A 1170-nucleotide genomic window follows, 5' to 3' on the forward strand; every position below is an offset into this window, starting at 1 on the left:
AACGCTCACCGGCGGTGCGTGTCCGTGGCGCCGTGCCCACCAGGTGTGGAAGCCCGCCGTCGCGGCCAGCGCGATCGCCGAGATCACCAGCAACGCCGGGCCGTCGGGGCCGTGCCCGACCAGGTTCGCCACCCCGTCGGCCACGGCGACCGCCGTGAAGAGCGCGGCGAGTTCGACTAGGTCCCGCCGCCAGTGGTGCACGGGCCGTCCGTGCTTCGTCCGGGTCACATCAGACATCTCTGGAGTCATGCATCCACTGTGAAGGAATGGTGTTGCGTGATCACGAACTGTTTGTGACCGATGGGTAAAGCATGCTCCGTACCATTTGTTGCCTTTTTCACTCTCCAGGGCTCAGCTGAGCACCGTCGTACGGCAGTTCGGCTCACGCGGCCGGCACCACCTCCACGGCCAGCGCGTCCCGCAGCCGCCGGGCCTCGATCACCAGGCGCGAGCCGCCCTTGCGGGCGGCCGTCTCCGCGAGGTGCGGCAGCTCCCGTGTGCCCCGCACCGCTCGGCGCAGTCCGCCGCCACGGCCAGCAGCTCGCCGAGGCCCCGGGCCATCACGGCCGCCGCCTCCGGCCGGGCCGTCGCGAGATCCGCGAGCGGCGCGGGCAAGGCGTGCCGGAGCACGCTCCAGATCGTCGCATCGGCTCCCGTGGCCGCCGCCGTGCGTGCGGAGTCGGCCAGCCGCCGGGGCATCACCGCGCCGCGCTCCATCAGCACGCCCAGGTCCGCACCCAGCCTGCGGGCGTCGAGTTGTCCCCGCGCCGCGAGCACCAGCAGCGCGTCCACGGCGGCGAGCCGCTCCTCCGCCTGCCGCGCGCCCAGCCCGTACGCCACGCACAGGTGCACCGCCTCGCCCGCGTCGCCACCCGACTCGGCGAGCAGCGGCAGCACGGCGGAGCCCCGCTCGTCGTGGGCAGCGGTCGCGGCGACATCGGGGAGGATCCGGGCCGCCACCAGTTCGCGCCGCTCGGGCAGCACGGCGAGCCAGTGCCGGCGTATCGCCGGGTTCCAGTGGCCGCAGTGCCAGCGGTCGAACGCCGACAGCGGCCGGCCGAGACGGTGGAACTCCTGCGGGAAGCCCTCGAGGCGCGGTACCTCGGTCTCGACGTCGATCTGTTCACCGGCGGACAGACGGCGCATCACGCTGGGTAGGCGTACGCCGGA

The 1170-nt window shown here is 73.3% G+C and carries 1 protein-coding gene and 1 pseudogene; both read right to left on the reverse strand.

All coding sequences use genetic code 11. From position 1 onward, the window contains the following. A pseudogene (locus ACWEN3_RS46730) lies at nt 1–237 on the reverse strand (GNAT family N-acetyltransferase); the annotation flags it as partial. A 201-nt stretch (nt 238–438) separates the two neighbouring features. Then, nucleotides 439–1170 (reverse strand): DUF7825 domain-containing protein (locus ACWEN3_RS46735; protein WP_452984554.1); only part of this gene is annotated, 732 nt, incomplete at its 5' end.

The sequence above is a fragment of the Streptomyces sp. NPDC004561 genome, assembly GCF_053602155.1.